The sequence below is a fragment of the Sphaerotilus natans genome (assembly GCF_900156335.1).
Classification (GTDB): Bacteria; Pseudomonadota; Gammaproteobacteria; order Burkholderiales; family Burkholderiaceae_C; genus Sphaerotilus; species Sphaerotilus natans.
Genome location: NZ_FTMZ01000019.1, coordinates 1 through 13,504 on the forward strand (window position 1 = coordinate 1; position 13,504 = coordinate 13,504).

Here is a 13,504-nt window from a genome sequence, read left to right on the forward strand (position 1 = left end):
TGGGTGCTGGACATGACCTTCTCCGAAGACGACTGTCGCATCCGCGTGGGCGACGGGGCCGAGAACTTCGCCATCCTCAGACGCATGAGCCTGAACCTGCTCAGGCAGGAAAAATCCAGGAAGACCAGTCTCAACATCAAGCGCCAGAAGGCCGCCTGGAGCCCGAAGTATCTGGAGACCGTGCTCGGCATCAGCCCGAAGTAGGGGATCGGGCTTCATGCAATCGCCCTGATCGACAGGTCGGTCCAGACGTTCCAGTTGTCGACGTAGTGGCGGTCGAGGTTGACGCGCTCGTCGTAGCCGATGTCATTGCGACCGCTGACCTGCCACAGGCCGGTCAGGCCAGGCCGCACGCTCAGGTAATGATCGCGGGCGGCGTCGTAGTAGCGGTCCAGCTCCAGCTGCACGATCGGGCGCGGGCCGACGATGCTCATCTCGCCGCGCAGCACGTTCCAGAGCTGCGGCAGCTCGTCCAGGCTGGTCTTGCGGATGAAACGGCCGACACGGGTGATGCGCGGATCGTCCTTCAGCTTGAAGTCGCGTTCCCATTCGGCGCGCGCCTGCGGATCGCTCTCGAGCAGACGGCGCAGCACCTCGTCGGCGTTGGGCACCATCGAGCGGAACTTGTAGCACTGGAACTCGCGACCGTCGCGGCCAATGCGAGTGTGACCGTAGATGACCTGCCGGCCCGTCGTCATGCGCACGGCCAGCGCGATGCTCAGCATGATCGGTGCGAACAACATCAGCATCACCAACACGCCGACCAGGTCGAATAGACGCTTGGCCGCTCGCTCCAGCATGTTCAGTCCGACCCGGCCGCGTTCGAGCATGCCGTGGGTTGCCGGATCGCGCGGCGCTGCAGCGCCGGCGGCCGGTTTTGGCGGGGAACAGGGGGGGCTGGAGGTTGACCGGGAGTCGGTTGCAGGCATTCGCGACAAGACCGCCATCGATGCTTCGCTGTGTGGATGCATGCCTTCCTTCCTGAGTCAGATGTGATTAGGGTAACTGCGGACCATTCTAGGTGGGGGGTCAGGTGCCGATCAGCGGCCCGCTTGTGACAAAATGCACGAGTGATGGCCGTCGCAATGTTGCAACTGTTGCTTCCTTGATACCCCTGGCTGCCCGAGTCGTGAAATGAAAGATCGAGGCCTGATCGACCCTTGCGGTCTGGCCTTCCCGTGATGGAGTGCCTGTCCTGCTCCAAGTTGTCTCGAAAGCAGGGGCAGTCACCTTAACTGGATTCGCCGGAAGTCAATCGCAGATGATGCTTTGTGGCGACAGTCGCGGCGGCGCAGCCATTCTAGGTGAACCGAGTTGGTGCCTGTGTAGGACATCAGGCTCCGATCAGGGACGCCGCCTGACGTTTTTGCAACTATGGGCGCGGTAATGGGCGCGGCAAATCGTATCCGTCTCGGGCTTGATCAGAATTGCTTTTTCGGCCACAGGTTCAGCAGCTGAGCCACCACGCTCACCGCCAGCACCGCCGGCTCCTTGCCGGCAATGCCGGGCAGGCCGATCGGGCAGGTGAGGCGACCGCGCTGCGCCGCGCTCAGCCCCCGCGCCTCGAAGCGCGACAGGAAGCGCGCCCGCTTGGTGGCGCTGCCGATCAGGCCGCAGAAGGCGGCGTCACCTCGGCGCAGGATGGCCTCGGTGATCGCCTCGTCGAGGTCATGGCGGTGCGTCATGACCAGGAAGGCGGTGCCCGGCGCCGCCTGCGCGACCTCCATCTCGGGCGCATCGCTGACGATTCGGGTGATGTGCGGCTGCTCGAGCGGATCGTGCGGCGGGAACTCGTCTTCCCGGCCATCGACCCAGCGGACGCGGCCGTCGATGTCGGCCAGCAGCTTCACGATCGCGCGGCCGACATGGCCGGCGCCGTGCAGCTGCAGATGAAAGCGCGGCGGCGGCAGCGTCCAGGCGTCGAGCGCCTCGGGCGTCAGCCGCGACAGCCGCAGCTTCACCCGCCCGCCGCAGCACTGGCCGAGCGCCGGCCCCAGCGGCAGGTCGAGCGTCTCGGCCGGCGCGTCCGGCCGGGCGAGCAGGCGCCGCGCCGCCTCGATCGCCTTCCATTCCAGATGGCCGCCGCCGATGGTGCCGAGCACCTCGGCCGGCGTCACCACCATGCGCGTGCCGGTCTCGCGCGGCGCCGAGCCCTGGTGCGCGGCGATCAGCACGTCGATGGCGGGCGTGCCCCGGGCGAGCCGGGCGCGCGCCTCGGCCTGCAGGCGCAGCGGCGTCACGCGCCGTCGCTCCCGGCCACTCCGCCCCCGTCATCGCCGCGAATCCCGTCATCCCCGCAAATCCCGTCATCCCCACGAATCCCGTCATCCCCGCGCAGGCGGGGACCCACCCCCGCCGCCATGACCCCCGCCAGCGCGTCCAGAATCGCCTCCCCGGTCGCCGGCGCGCGCAGCGGCGGATCGGCGCGGTGCCCGCCCGCCGCCGACACCGCGTCCCGGATCGCCAGGAAGACGCTGAAGGGCAGCAGCAGCGGCGGCTCGCCCACGGCCTTGCTGCGGTGGATGCTGTCGGCCGGGTTGCGGTTGGCGTAGAGCCGCACGTCGAGTGCCCCAGGCTCCAGCGGAATGTCGTTGGCGGTCGGGATCTTGTAGGTGCTGGGCGCGTGCGTCAGCAGCAGGCCCGCGGCGCGCGAGCCGTCCATCGGCTGCCAGCGCAGCTCCTCGGTGGTCAGCCAGCCCATGCCCTGCACGAAGGCGCCCTCGACCTGGCCGATGTCCAGCGCCGGGTTCAGCGAGGCGCCGACATCGTGCAGCACGTCGGCGCGCAGCAGCCGCCATTCGCCGGTCAGCGTGTCGACGATGACCTCGCTGAGCGCCGCGCCGTAGGCGAAGTAGAAGAAAGGCCGGCCCTGCAACCGCTCGCGGTCCCAGTGCAGGCCGGGCGTGGCGTAGAAGCCGTCGCTCCAGAGCTGGATGCGCGCGGCATAGGCCAGCGCGACCAGCTCGGGGAAGGCCAGCGCCTGCGCGCCCGCCGTCACCTGGCCGCCGGCGAACTGCACCGCCTCGGGCGCCACCTGCCAGCGCGCCGCCAGGAAGGCCGCCAGGCGGTCGCGGATCTGGCGCGCCGCGTCCTGCGCCGCCTTGCCGTTGAGGTCGGTGCCGGTGGAGGCGGCGGTGGCGGAGGTGTTGGCCACCTTGTGCGTGTCGGTGGCGCTGACCCGCACCCGCTCGAAGGGCAGACCCAGCTCGTGCGCGACCACCTGCGCTACCTTGGTGTTCAGACCCTGGCCCATCTCGGTGCCGCCGTGGTTCACCAGCACCGAGCCGTCGGTGTAGACATGCACCAGCGCGCCGGCCTGGTTGAAGTGCGCGACGTTGAAGCTGATGCCGAACTTCACCGGCGTCAGCGCCAGGCCCTTCTTCAGCACCGGGCTGGCGGCGTTGAAGGCGGCGATCTCGGCGCGGCGCGCGTCGTGGCGGGCGCGCTCGGCCAGCTCGTCGACCAGCGGCGCGATGATGTTGTCCTCGACCGTCTGGCCGTAGGGCGTGACGTTGCGGTCCTCGGTGCCGTAGAAGTTGGCGCGGCGTACCGCCAGCGCGTCGAGCCCGAGCCGGCGCGCCACCTCGTCGAGGATCACCTCCACCGCCAGGGCGCCCTGCGGCCCGCCGAAGCCGCGAAACGCCGTGTTGCTCTGCGTGTTCGTGCGCGCGCAGTAGCCGTGCAGATCGACGTCGGGCAGCCAGTAGGCGTTGTCGAAGTGGCACAGCGCGCGCGTCATCACCGGCGCCGACAGGTCGGCCGAGGCGCCGGCGTTGGAGACCATCTCGACCTCGGCGCCCAGCAGCCGCCCGGCCTCGTCATGACCGACGCTGTAGCGGAACTCGAAGCCGTGGCGCCGGCCGGTGATCAGGAAGTCGTCGTCGCGGTCCGGGCGCAGCTTGACCGGGCATTGCAGCCGCTGCGCCGCCAGCGCCGCGCAGGCCGCGAACAGCGCCGACTGCGACTCCTTGCCGCCGAAGCCGCCGCCCATGCGCCGGCATTGCACCTGCACCTGGTGCGCCGCCAGCCCCAGCGCGTGCGCGACGACGTGCTGCATCTCGGTCGGGTGCTGGGTCGAGCTGTGCACCAGCAGGCCGTCGTTCTCCTGCGGCAGCGCGTAGGCGATCTGGCCCTCCAGGTAGAACTGCTCCTGGCCGCCGAGGCTGAAGCGGCCCTCCAGCCGGTGCGGCGCGGCGGCGATCGCGGCCGCGGCGTCGCCGCGCTTCAGGCGCATCGGCGGCACGACGTACTGCTGCAGCCGGTGCGCCTCCAGCGCGTCGAGCACCGCCGGCAGCGGCTCGATCGTCGCGACCTGCGCCGCCAGCGCCGCCGCGCGCCGCGCCTCGCCGCGCGTGCGGGCCACGACCAGGAACATCGGCTGGCCGCGCCAGTTCACCGTGCCCTCGGCCAGGATCGGGTCGTCGTGCACGATCGGGCCGCAGTCGTTGACGCCGGGAATGTCGGCGGCCGACAGCACCGCGACCACGCCGGGCATCGCGCGCACCCGCGCTAGGTCGAGCGCGACCAGCCGCCCGTGCGCCACCGGCGACAGGCCGAGCGCGCCGTGCAGCGTGCCGGCCACCTCGGGCAGGTCGTCGATGTAGGGCGCGCGGCCGGTGACGTGGAGCTGCGCGGATTCATGCGGGCGCGAGGTGCCGATGACGGTCGTGCTCATGCGCGGAACTCCCGGACCTGGGTGGCGCTGGCGGGCAGCGGATCGTCGGGCCGCGTCTCCAGCCAGAGCCGGCGCAGCAGGTTGGCGCTGACCGCGAGCCGGTAGCTGGCGCTGGCGCGCAGATCGCTCAAGGGGCGGAAGTCCTGCGCCAGCGCGACCTGGGCGGCCTGCAGCGCCGCCTCGTTCCAGGGGCGGCCGAGCAGCGCGGCCTCTGCGTGCGCGGCGCGCTTCGTGATCGCCGCCATGCCGCCGAAGGCCAGCCGCACCGCGGCGATCCGGCCGTCGGCATCCAGCCGCAGCGCGGCCGCCATCAGCACGGTGGAGATGTCGCTGTCGAAGCGCTTGCTGATCTTCCAGGCGCGCACCTGCGTGCCCTCGGGCTGCGGCGGCACGATCAGCCGCTCGACGAACTCGCCCGGCGTGAGCGCGTTCTTCATGTAGTCGAGGTAGAAGTCCTCGAGGGCCAGCGTGCGGGTGTCGGGCCCGCGGCGCAGCACGATGCGCGCATCCAGCGCCATCAGCACCGGCGCGCCGTCGCCGATCGGCGAGCCGTTGGCGATGTTGCCGCCCAGCGTGCCGGCGTGGCGCACCGGCGGCGAGGCGAAGCGCCGCCAGACCTCGGTGAGCGCGGGCCAGCGCGCGGCCAGCGCCGCCCAGGCGTCTTCCAGCGAGGCGGCGGCGCCGATGTGCAGCGTGCCGTCGGCCTCGGTCGTGATGCGGCGCATCTCGGTCACGCCACCGGTCCAGATCAGCCGCCCGAGTTCGCGGAACTGCTTGTTGACCCACAGCGCGATGTCGGTCGCGCCCGCCAGCAGCCGCGCCTCGGGATCGGCCAGGCGCAGGGCGGCCAGCTCGTCGAGGGTGCGCGGGGCGTGGAAGGCGTCACCGGCATGGGCAGGACTTTGTGGGTCCCCGCCTGCGCGGGGATGACGGCTGTCCACGCCGTCACCCTCGCGCAGGCGAGGGCCCACGTCCACCTGCAGCGCATCGAGCTGCGCGCGCAGCGCGGCGCGGTCGATCGGCGCGTCGGGCAGGTCGAACATGCGCTCGGCCGCGTCGACGATCGGACGGTAGCCGGTGCAGCGGCACAGGTTGCCGGCCAGCGCGTCGGCGATGGCCGGGCGCTCGGGGCGGGTGCCGGCGGCCGTGTGCGCCTCGCGCAGCGCGGTCATCGTCATCACGAAGCCGGGCGTGCAGAAGCCGCACTGCGAGCCGTGGCACTCGACCAGCGCCTGCTGCACCGGATGGGCCGGCGGCAGGTCTTCCACCGTGAGCACCGCGCGGCCGTCGAGCGTGGGCAGGAAGCTCAGGCAGGCGTTGATGTTGCGGATCGCCACGCCGCCGGGCGCCGCGTCGTCGCGCTCGGCCACCAGCACGGTGCAGGCGCCGCAGTCGCCCTCGTTGCAGCCTTCCTTGGTGCCGGTGCAGCGCGGGCGGGCATCCTCGCGCAGCCAGTCGAGCAGCGTGCGCGTGGGCGCCACGCCCTCAAGCGCGACGGTGCGGCCGCGGTGGACGAAGCGGATCGGTCGGGGCGAAATCTCGGGCATGGGCCGGAACATACCCCAGCAGACGCCGCATGACATGCGCGTGAAATGATGACCTGCATGAGAATGAACGTATGACACAGCGTGCCGTTTTCGACACCATCGAGCTCCATCTCGTCAGGGTCTTTCACACCGTGATTTCCGAACGCAGCGTCTCGCGTGCCGCGATGCGCCTGTCCTCCACGCAGCCGCAGGTCAGCGCGCAGCTTCGACGGCTGCGCGCGCTGATCGGCGACCCGCTGCTGGTGCGCGCCGGCGCCGGCATGGTGCCCACCGAGATCGCGCTGCAGCTGATGGCGCCGGCCGAGACGCTGCTGCGCAGCGCCGAGCAGCTCTTCGGTGGCAAGTCCGGCGCCCGCGCCTTCACGCCCGGCGCGGCCGAGATCGAGTTCCGCATCGCCGCCAGCGACTACCTCGACCCGCTGTTCCTGCCGATGCTGGTGGCGCGGCTGCGCCAGCAGGCGCCGCGCGCGCGGCTGACCATTCACGCGCTGTCGGCCGAGTTCGACTACCGCGCCCGGCTGGCGCGCGGCGAGGTCGATCTGGTGATCGGCAACTGGCTGGAGCCGCCGGCCGAGCTGCACATCGGCCGGCTGTTCTCCGACGAGATCGTCTGCCTGGTCGGCGCCGACCACCTGGCGGCGCGCCGGCCGCGCGAGTGGACGCTGGAGCGCTACCTCGCCGCCGACCATGTCGCGCCGACGGCGCTGCACACCGGCGGCCACGGCGTGATCGACGAGCATCTGGCGCGTCAGGGCCTGCAGCGGCGCATCGTCGTGCGCAGCCCGCATTTCGCGCTGGTGCCGACGATGCTGGCGCACAGCGACGCGCTGGTGCTGACCACTGGCCGGCTGTTCTGCCAGCGCCATCTGGGCACGCTGCCGCTGCGCGTCGTGCGCTGTCCGGTCGACTTTCCCTCGCTGACCTACTACCAGCTCTGGCATGAGGTCACGCACGGCGCGGCCTCGCTGCGCTGGCTGCGCGAGACGGTGCGCGATGTCGCGCGCCGGCTGCCGGCGCCGGGGCTGTCCGCCGCCGCCGATCCCGTCCTCGTTCCTGTTCCCGCTGCTCCGTCCGCATGACCTCTGCTCCCGACCGCCTGGCGCTGCGCGCCGACCTGCTCGACTTCGACGCCGATCCCGGCTGGGCGGTGCCCGATCCGGCCACCGGCCTGGTGCCGGGCGTGCGCTGGCGGCCCGATCACTGGCTGCTGGTCGAGGACGGCCGCATCGCGGGCGTCGAGCCCGCGGCGGCCTTCACGCCGGACGCGGCCGTCTGGTCGGTCGAGGACCGGCGCGGCCGGCTGCTGATGCCGGGCTTCATCGACACCCATGTGCACAGCCCGCAGCTGGACGTGATCGCCAGCTACGGCACCGAGCTGCTCGACTGGCTGGAGACCTACACATTCCCCGCCGAGATGCGCCACGCCGACCCGGCGGTGGCCGTCGCCGGGGCCGAGCTGTTCCTCGATGCGCTGCTGGCGCACGGCACGACCAGCGCGGTGGTGTTCCCGACGGTGCATGTCAGCTCGACCGAGGCGCTGCTGGCCGGCGCGCACCACCGCGGCATGCGCCTGATCACCGGCAAGGTGCTGATGGACCGCCACGCGCCCGAGGGCCTGCGCGACGACGTGCCCGGCGCCGAGCGCGACAGCCGCGCGCTGATCCGCCGCTGGCACGGCACCGGCCGGCTGGCCTACGCGATGACGGTGCGCTTCGCGCCGACCAGCACGCCCGAGCAGCTGGCGATGGCCGGGCGGCTGATGATGGAGGTGCCCGGCCTCTACATGCAGACGCATGTGGCCGAGAACCGCGCCGAGGTGGCCTGGGTGGCCGAGCTCTTCCCCGAGGCGCGCAGCTACCTCGACGTCTATCACCGCGCCGGGCTGCTGGGCGAGCGCGCGGTGCTGGCGCACGGCATCTGGCTCGACGACGCCGACCGCGCGCTGCTGGCCGACACCGGCGCGCAGATCGCGCACAGCCCGAGCTCCAACCTCTTTCTCGGCAGCGGCCTGATCGGCTGGCCGGAGCTGGAGGCGGCCGGCGCGCGCGTGTCGCTGGCCAGCGACGTGGGCGGCGGCACCAGCCTGTCGATGCTGCGCACGCTGGCCGACGCCTACAAGGTGCAGGCGCTGCGCGGCGTGCGGCTGACGGCCTGGAAGGCGCTGCACGGCGCGACGCTGGGCGCGGCCGAGGCGCTCGGCCTGGCGCACGAGATCGGCGCGCTGGAGGTCGGTCGCACCGCCGATCTGGCGCTGTGGGACTGGGCCGCCGGCCCGGTGGCCACGCACCGCGACGCGCGGGCGCGACAGTTGCATGAGCGGGTCTTCGCCTGGATGACACTCGGTGACGAGCGGAACCTGGCGGCGACCTGGATCGCCGGTCGCGCGCTTTTCCGGCGCGCGCCGATCCGCTGACGACAGTTTTTGTGACAATGCGCACCGTTTTTGTGCCGCACGACTGACCCGACCCGGAGTCCTCCCCCGATGACCGCCCCTCCACGCCTGGAACTCCTGGGCATCACGAAGCAGTACCCCGCGGTGCGCGCCAATGACGGCGTGGCGCTGACGGTCGCGCCCGGGCAGATCCATGCCGTGCTGGGCGAGAACGGCGCTGGCAAGTCGACGATGATGAAGATCATCTACGGCGCGGTGAAGCCCGACGCCGGCGAGATCCGCTGGAACGGCCAGCCGGTGCAGATCACCAGCCCCGCGCACGCGCGCCAGCTCGGCATCAGCATGGTCTACCAGCACTTCTCGCTGTTCGACACGCTGACCGCGGCCGAGAACGTCTGGCTCGGCCTGGACAAGTCGATGTCGCTGGCGCAGGTGAGCGAGCGCATCCGCGCGGTCTCGGGCGAGTACGGGCTGGAGGTCGATCCGCTGCGGCCGGTGCATTCCTTGAGCGTCGGCGAGCGCCAGCGCGTCGAGATCGTGCGCGCGCTGCTGACCGATCCGAAGCTGCTGATCCTCGACGAGCCGACCTCGGTGCTGACGCCGCAGGCGGTCGAGAAGCTCTTCGTCACGCTGCGCCGGCTGGCCGACACCGGCTGCTCGATCCTCTACATCAGCCACAAGCTCGACGAGATCCGCGCGCTGTGCCACCACTGCACGGTGCTGCGCGGCGGCAAGGTGACGGGCGAGGTCGATCCGACGCAGGAGACCAACGCCTCGCTGTCGAAGCTGATGATCGGCGCCGAGCCGCCGGCGCTGCGCAGCCGCCCGGCCGCGCCCGGCGAGGTGGTGCTGGCGGTCGAGGGGCTGGACCTGCCGCAGGTCGATCCGTTCGGCACCACGCTGTCGCGGCTGGCGCTGCAGGTGAGGGCGGGCGAGATCGTCGGCATCGCGGGCGTGTCGGGCAACGGCCAGCAGGAGCTGATGGCCGCGCTCTCCGGCGAGGACCGGCGCGCGCCGGCCGGCTCGGTGCGGCTCTCGGGCCAGGACATCGCGCGCGCCACGCCGGCGCAGCGCCGCCGCCTGGGGCTGCACTTCGTGCCCGAGGAGCGCCTGGGCCGCGGCGCGGTGCCGACGCTGTCGCTGGCGCACAACCTGCTGCTGACCCGCACCGAGAACGTCGGCCCGGGCGGCTGGCTCAAGATGGGCGCGATCCGCGCGCAGGCGGCCGAGCTGATCCAGCGCTACAACGTCAAGGCCGGCGGCCCGGACGCGGCGGCCAGGTCGCTCTCGGGCGGCAATCTGCAGAAGTACATCGTCGGCCGCGAGATCGACGCGCGTCCGAAGCTGCTGATCGTCAGCCAGCCGACCTGGGGCGTGGACGTCGGCGCGGCGGCGCAGATCCGCCAGGCGATGCTGGCGCTGCGCGAGGCCGGCTGCGCGCTGCTGGTGGTCAGCGAGGAGCTCGACGAGCTGTTCGAGATCAGCGACCGGCTGGTGGTGATCGCGCAGGGGCGGCTCTCGCCCTCGATCGCCACCCGCGACGCCACCATCGAGCAGATCGGCGCCTGGATGTCGGGTCTGTGGCCGTCGGAGCCCTCGCCGCAGAACAAGCAGAACAACAACAAGGAGAGCGACCATGCTCAGGCTTGAAGCCCGGCCGCAGCCGTCGAAGGCGATGTCGCTGGCCTCGCCGCTGATCGCGCTGGTGCTGACCACGATCATCGGCATCGCGCTGTTCGCCCTCCTGGGCAAGGACCCGGTCAAGGGCCTGCAGGTCTTCTTCGTCGAGCCGCTGAAGGACGCCCGCGCGCTGTCCGAGCTGAGCGTCAAGGCGGTGCCGCTGGTGCTGATCGCGCTGGGGCTGGCGGTGTGCTTCCGCTCCAACCTGTGGAACATCGGCGCGGAGGGCCAGTTCATCGTCGGGGCGCTGGCCGGCGGATGGGTGGCGCTGCAGGCGCAGCCTGACTCCTCGCGCGGGATCGTGGTGCTGATCCTGGCTGCGGGCGTGCTCGGTGGCATGGCCTGGGCGGGTATCACCGCGCTGCTGCGCGACCGCTTCAACGCCAGCGAGATCCTCGTCAGCCTGATGCTGGTCTATGTGGCCGAGATGCTGCTGAGCTATCTGGTCTACGGCCCCTGGAAGGATCCGAAGGGCTTCAACTTCCCGCAGACCATCACCTTTCTCGAGCCGACGAAGATTCCGCGCCTGGTCGACGGCCTGCGCGCCAACATCGGCGTGCTGATCGCGCTGGTGGCGGTGGGCGGCTTCACCGCCTTCCTGTTCCGTACTTACCGGGGCTTTGCGCTGCAGGTGGGCGGGCTGGCGCCGGCGGCGGCGCTGTATGCGGGCTTCTCGTCGCGCGGCGCGCTGTGGACGGCGCTGCTGGTGTCGGGCGGCATGGCCGGCCTGGCCGGCGCGCTGGAGGCCGCCGGACCGCTGGGCCAGCTCACGCCCTATGTACCGGTGGGCTACGGCTTCGCGGCGATCATCGTCGCCTTCGTCGGCCGGCTGCATCCGGTGGGCATCGTCTTTTCGGCGCTGCTGATGAGCATGTTCTACATCGGCGGGGAGCTGGCGCAGTCGCGCCTGGGCCTGCCGAAATCGCTGACCGGCGTGTTCCAGGGGCTGCTGCTGTTCACGCTGCTGGCCTGCGACACGCTGATCGCCTATCGCGTGCGCTGGGGCGCCGCAGGAAAGGGTGCCCGATGAACGAGTTCGCGCTGCTGCTGGCGGCCACGCTGAGTGCCGGCACCGTGCTGGCGATCGCCGGCCTGGGCCTCCTGATCAACGAGCGCGCCGGCGTGCTCAACCTCGGTGCCGAAGGCATGATGCTGGTGGCAGCGATCGCCGGCTTCGCCACCTCGGTGCACACCGGCAATGACTGGATCGCGTTTGCCGCCGGCGCCGGGGCGGGCGCGCTGATGGCCGCGGCCTTCGGCGTGCTGGTGATCTGGCTGAACACCAACCAGTACGCCACCGGCCTGGCGCTGAGCCTGTTCGGCGCGGGCTTCTCGGCCTTCGTCGGCATCCGCTACACCCAGGAAAAGCTCGCCGAGCGGCCGAAGTTCGAGATTCCCGGACTGGCCGACATTCCCTTCTTCGGGCCGGCCTTCTTCAAGCACCACCCGATGGTCTACCTGACGATCGTGCTGATGGCCGCGCTGGCCTGGTTCCTGTACCGCTCGCGCGCCGGGCTGGTGCTGCGTGCGGTGGGCGAGTCGCCCGAGTCGGCGCATGCGCTGGGCTATTCCGTGCGGCGCATCCGGCTGCTGGCGGTGATGGCCGGCGGCGCGCTGTGCGGCGTGGCCGGCGCCTACCTGTCGGTGATCTACACGCCGCTGTGGGTCGAGGGCATGACCGCCGGCAAGGGCTGGATCGCGCTGGCGCTGACCACCTTCGCCACCTGGCGGCCGGCGCGCGTGCTGCTGGGCGCCTACCTGTTCGGCGGCGTGACGATGCTGCAGTTCCACCTGCAAGGCGAGGGCGTGCAGCTGCCCAGCCAGCTGCTGACCGCGCTGCCCTATCTGGCCACGATCGTGGTGCTGGTGCTGATCTCGCGCAACCCGGCGTGGATCCGCGCCAACATGCCGGCCTCGATCGGCAAGCCTTTCTTCCCGGGATCCTGAGCCGGATCCGATAATCCCCGCCTGCTGATCCAGGCACAACACGACCGACAGACTCTCAACAGGAGAACCCATGTCCAAGCTCTCGAAGCGCACGCTGCTCCAGGCCTCCGGCTGGGCCGCGCTGGCCGCTGCCGCCGCGCTGGCCGGCTGCGGCAAGAAGGAAGAGGCTGCCCCGGCCGCCCCGGCCGCCCCGGCCGCCGAGCCGGCTTCGGCCGCGGCTTCCGAGCCGGCCAAGCCCGAGCCGCTCAAGGTCGCCTTCGCCTACGTCGGCCCGGTCGGCGACGCCGGCTGGACCTTCGCCCACGACAACGCCCGCAAGGCGATCGAGGCCGAGTTCGGCGACCGCATCGTGACCTCCTTCGTCGAGAACGTGCCCGAGTCGGCCGACGCCGAGCGGGTGATGCGCGATCTGGTCGGCCAGGGCAACAAGCTGATCTTCGGCACCACCTTCGGCTACATGGAGCCGATGCTGAAAGTCGCCGCCGACAGCAAGGACGTGAAGTTCGAGCATGCCACCGGCTACAAGACGGCCGAGAACATGCGCACCTACGACAGCCGCACCTACGAGGGCGCCTACATGGCCGGCGTCATCGCCGGCAGCATGACGAAGTCGAACACGCTGGGCGTGGTCGCCTCGATCCCCATTCCCGAGGTGATCCGCAACATCAACTCCTTCACGCTGGGCGCGCAGAGCGTCAACCCGAAGGTCAAGACCAAGGTGGTCTGGGTCAACAAGTGGTTCGATCCCCCGAAGGAAGGCGAGGGCGCGCAGAGCCTGATCTCCGGCGGCGCCGACGTGCTGTTCCAGAACACCGACTCCAGCGCGGTGCTGCAGAAGGCCGAGGAGAAGGGCAAGCTGGCCTTCGGCTGGGATTCGGACATGAGCAAGTTCGGTCCGAACTCGCATCTGGCCTCGGCGGTCATCAACTGGACGCCGTACTACAGCAAGGCGGTCAAGGACGCGCTCGACGGCACCTGGCAGACCGGTGGCGTCTGGTGGGGCGTCAAGGAAGGCGCGATCGACCTGGTGTCGATCTCCGACAAGGTGCCCGCCGAGGTCAAGGACCGGGTCGCCAAGATCAAGGCCGGCCTGACCGATGGCAGCTTCGTGATCTGGAAGGGCCCGATCGTCGGTCAGGACGGCAAGGAGATGCTGGCCAAGGACGCGGTCGCCGATGACAAGTTCCTGTCGGGTGTCAACTTCTACGTCAAGGGCGTGGAAGGCAAGGTGCCAGCCGGCAATTGACGGCTGATGGGCTGACG

The 13,504-nt window shown here is 71.0% G+C and carries 11 protein-coding genes; 7 read left to right on the forward strand and 4 right to left on the reverse strand.

Going from position 1 to position 13,504, the window contains the following annotated elements; all coding sequences use genetic code 11:
* A partial coding sequence (locus BW996_RS15475; RefSeq protein ID WP_375136225.1) for a transposase occupies positions 1-204 on the forward strand: 204 nt, incomplete at its 5' end.
* Between the two features lie 11 nt (positions 205-215).
* On the opposite strand, the gene BW996_RS15480 is transcribed toward BW996_RS15475, so the two are convergent.
* The 4 genes from BW996_RS15480 to xdhA all read right to left on the reverse strand — a co-directional run bounded on the left by BW996_RS15480 (position 216) and on the right by xdhA (position 6,222).
* Complete coding sequence (locus BW996_RS15480; protein ID WP_051632345.1) at positions 216-830, reverse strand: sugar transferase; 615 nt, start codon at positions 828-830, stop codon at positions 216-218.
* A 591-nt stretch (positions 831-1,421) separates the two neighbouring features.
* Positions 1,422-2,240: a xanthine dehydrogenase accessory protein XdhC gene (gene xdhC, locus BW996_RS15485; RefSeq protein WP_037486373.1), complete on the reverse strand. Its 819-nt coding sequence runs from the start codon at positions 2,238-2,240 to the stop codon at positions 1,422-1,424.
* Positions 2,237-4,675 (reverse strand): xanthine dehydrogenase molybdopterin binding subunit, encoded by a 2,439-nt coding sequence (gene xdhB / locus BW996_RS15490; protein WP_083701064.1) that lies wholly within the window; start codon positions 4,673-4,675, stop codon positions 2,237-2,239. The genes xdhC and xdhB overlap by 4 nt, the downstream gene beginning before the upstream one ends.
* Positions 4,672-6,222 (reverse strand): xanthine dehydrogenase small subunit, encoded by a 1,551-nt coding sequence (gene xdhA, locus BW996_RS15495; protein WP_037484457.1) that lies wholly within the window; start codon positions 6,220-6,222, stop codon positions 4,672-4,674. Before xdhA ends, xdhB begins: the two co-directional genes overlap by 4 nt.
* A gap of 71 nt (positions 6,223-6,293) precedes the next feature.
* Here xdhA and BW996_RS15500 point away from each other — a divergent pair, with 71 nt between their 5' ends.
* The 6 genes from BW996_RS15500 (at position 6,294) to BW996_RS15525 (ending at position 13,487) form a co-directional block, all read left to right on the forward strand.
* Complete coding sequence (locus BW996_RS15500) at positions 6,294-7,301, forward strand: LysR family transcriptional regulator (RefSeq protein ID WP_037484393.1); 1,008 nt, start codon at positions 6,294-6,296, stop codon at positions 7,299-7,301.
* A complete protein-coding gene (gene guaD, locus BW996_RS15505; protein ID WP_037484395.1) occupies positions 7,298-8,635 on the forward strand; it encodes a guanine deaminase in 1,338 nt (445 codons plus the stop codon). Before BW996_RS15500 ends, guaD begins: the two co-directional genes overlap by 4 nt.
* Positions 8,636-8,704: 69 nt before the next feature.
* Positions 8,705-10,264: an ABC transporter ATP-binding protein gene (locus tag BW996_RS15510; protein WP_037484398.1), complete on the forward strand. Its 1,560-nt coding sequence runs from the start codon at positions 8,705-8,707 to the stop codon at positions 10,262-10,264.
* Positions 10,251-11,324 carry an ABC transporter permease gene (locus BW996_RS15515; protein WP_037484400.1) on the forward strand — a complete coding sequence of 358 codons (1,074 nt, stop codon included), beginning with the start codon at positions 10,251-10,253 and terminating at the stop codon, positions 11,322-11,324. The genes BW996_RS15510 and BW996_RS15515 overlap by 14 nt, the downstream gene beginning before the upstream one ends.
* Positions 11,321-12,241: an ABC transporter permease gene (locus BW996_RS15520; protein WP_037484402.1), complete on the forward strand. Its 921-nt coding sequence runs from the start codon at positions 11,321-11,323 to the stop codon at positions 12,239-12,241. The genes BW996_RS15515 and BW996_RS15520 overlap by 4 nt, the downstream gene beginning before the upstream one ends.
* A gap of 70 nt (positions 12,242-12,311) precedes the next feature.
* Positions 12,312-13,487, forward strand: coding sequence for a BMP family ABC transporter substrate-binding protein (locus BW996_RS15525; protein ID WP_037484405.1), 1,176 nt, complete (start codon positions 12,312-12,314; stop codon positions 13,485-13,487).
* Positions 13,488-13,504 lie beyond the last annotated feature (17 nt).

What these genes read in the sequence shown, in the direction of transcription:
- BW996_RS15480 (WP_051632345.1), bottom strand. Translation starts at nt 830, where the DNA reads ATGCTCGAACGCGGCCGGGTCGGACTGAACATGCTGGAGCGAGCGGCC.
- xdhB (WP_083701064.1), bottom strand. Translation starts at nt 4,675, where the DNA reads ATGAGCACGACCGTCATCGGCACCTCGCGCCCGCATGAATCCGCGCAG.
- xdhA (WP_037484457.1), bottom strand. Translation starts at nt 6,222, where the DNA reads ATGCCCGAGATTTCGCCCCGACCGATCCGCTTCGTCCACCGCGGCCGC.
- BW996_RS15500 (WP_037484393.1), top strand. Translation starts at nt 6,294, where the DNA reads ATGACACAGCGTGCCGTTTTCGACACCATCGAGCTCCATCTCGTCAGG.
- guaD (WP_037484395.1), top strand. Translation starts at nt 7,298, where the DNA reads ATGACCTCTGCTCCCGACCGCCTGGCGCTGCGCGCCGACCTGCTCGAC.
- BW996_RS15510 (WP_037484398.1), top strand. Translation starts at nt 8,705, where the DNA reads ATGACCGCCCCTCCACGCCTGGAACTCCTGGGCATCACGAAGCAGTAC.
- BW996_RS15515 (WP_037484400.1), top strand. Translation starts at nt 10,251, where the DNA reads ATGCTCAGGCTTGAAGCCCGGCCGCAGCCGTCGAAGGCGATGTCGCTG.
- BW996_RS15520 (WP_037484402.1), top strand. Translation starts at nt 11,321, where the DNA reads ATGAACGAGTTCGCGCTGCTGCTGGCGGCCACGCTGAGTGCCGGCACC.
- BW996_RS15525 (WP_037484405.1), top strand. Translation starts at nt 12,312, where the DNA reads ATGTCCAAGCTCTCGAAGCGCACGCTGCTCCAGGCCTCCGGCTGGGCC.